Genomic DNA, 1583 nt, shown 5'->3' with positions numbered 1-1583 from the left:
CGTCAAATTCCAAACCCTTCATTAATTCGAAGACTTGGCTACGCATCCAGGCCGCCATCGGGGCGTTGTCGAAACGCTTGTGCCAGATGCCGATGATCAACGCCGGTTCAATATGCATCGGAGGTTCGAACACGTTCAGTTCGAATGTCTTGGCCACTTTCTTTGCAAGCTGCGCGGGTACAAGCGCGATGAGGTCGCTTTCGCTAACCGCACGGCAAACGCCACTAAAGACGGGCACTGTCATAGCAACCTGTCGCTGTTTTCCGACGCGATTAAGGGCAGCATCGCCCATCGCAGCCAGATTCCCTTCTGGGGAAAACAAAACGTGGTGGAGTGCGCAGAACGTATCCATGTGCATTTGCGTCCCATCCTGTAGCCCCTCAAGCTTTGGGTTTCCCTTGCGTGCTATCACGTGGAAGGGCGAATGGAAGAGTGGCTCTCGATTGAGCCAGTTCGGCAGTAGCAAATCCGGGATCAACGCAATGTCAGCGTTGCGTCGTTCAAGACTGGCCACATAGTCATTCGGAACCAGATCAACCAGCTGCGCTCGTAGATTGGGCGCTGACTTTTGCAGGAGATCACCCAAAGGTGGCATCAGGAGTTCCGCGAAAAAATCGCTGGCGGCGATCCGGAAAGTGCCTTCAGCGGTTCGCGGATCAAAAGTAGCTGGCGGAGCTAGCAAAGCCTCAAGACGTTCGAGCTCTTCCCGCAAACCGGATTCAATCCTCGCTGCATAATCGGTCGCAACCAAACGGTTTCCCTGCCGGATAAAAAGGGGGTCGTCCAAGGCATGACGAAGACGCGACAATGCACCAGAGACTGCGGATTGCGACATCGCTAGCCTGTCGGCCGCCTTGACGGTTGAGCCTTCGCTGAAGAGGGCGTCCAACACGCGCAATAGGTTGAGGTCCAGTGTAGCGAAATTCACCAGGCCGATATCCTGTATTTGATATTGCGGTTTGCCTGATAGGTTGGCCTTCGGATAAGTTTCTGTCAACGGAAGCGCTTTCGTTTCAATCCGATGCTAATGGAGAGAAACGATGAAGGACCTGGCCCAAATCGACGGAGCCATCGAATGGCTCGGCGTAAAATACAAAACCATCCTCGGCCCAGAACAGACAGGCGGCGCAATGTCCATCGTGGACAGCTGGTCCCCTGCGGGTAGCGGCCCTCCGCGCCATGTGCATCAAAACGAAGACGAAACCTTTGTAATCCTGACCGGCACATGCAGGTTCTGGTTGGAAGGCGAGGAGTTCACCGCAGGGGCCGGCGAAAGCGTATTCATCCCACGAGGCAAGGAACATACCTTCAAGGTAACAGACGACGAACCTTGCCGCCATCTCGTGATCCTGACACCCGGCGGATTCGAAGGCTTCTTTTCCGACATGGCAGCCGGTCAGTGCCGCATTCCCGAGGACATGCCTGCTATTGAAGAGAGCGCCAAGCGGCACAACATGATCTTCACTGGCCCGCCGTTGGATTGATACCATGACTGGCAAACACATCGTCTATCATATCCCCGTCTGTCCCTTCTCGCAGCGACTGGAAATCCTACTGGCGCTGCGCGGACTGACGGATGCCGT

At 55.3% G+C, this 1583-nt stretch carries 2 protein-coding genes; one reads left to right on the top strand and one right to left on the bottom strand.

The annotated features are described in order from the left end of the window. A partial coding sequence (locus tag ACR0CG_RS23790; RefSeq protein ID WP_480527973.1) for a LysR family transcriptional regulator occupies positions 1–997 on the bottom strand: 997 nt, incomplete at its 3' end. Between the two features lie 43 nt (positions 998–1040). On the opposite strand from ACR0CG_RS23790, the gene ACR0CG_RS23785 reads away from it, so the two are divergent. Beyond that, entirely contained in the window at positions 1041–1484 is a 444-nt protein-coding gene (locus tag ACR0CG_RS23785; RefSeq protein ID WP_480527971.1) for a cupin domain-containing protein, read from the top strand. Positions 1485–1583: the final 99 nt, after the last annotated feature.

The sequence above is a fragment of the Ruegeria sp. AB8 genome, from assembly GCF_056542605.1.
Note: the sequence above shows the minus strand (reverse complement) of the source record. Positions and strands in the feature narration are given on the sequence as shown.

What these genes read in the sequence shown, in the direction of transcription:
- ACR0CG_RS23785 (WP_480527971.1), top strand. Translation starts at nt 1,041, where the DNA reads ATGAAGGACCTGGCCCAAATCGACGGAGCCATCGAATGGCTCGGCGTA.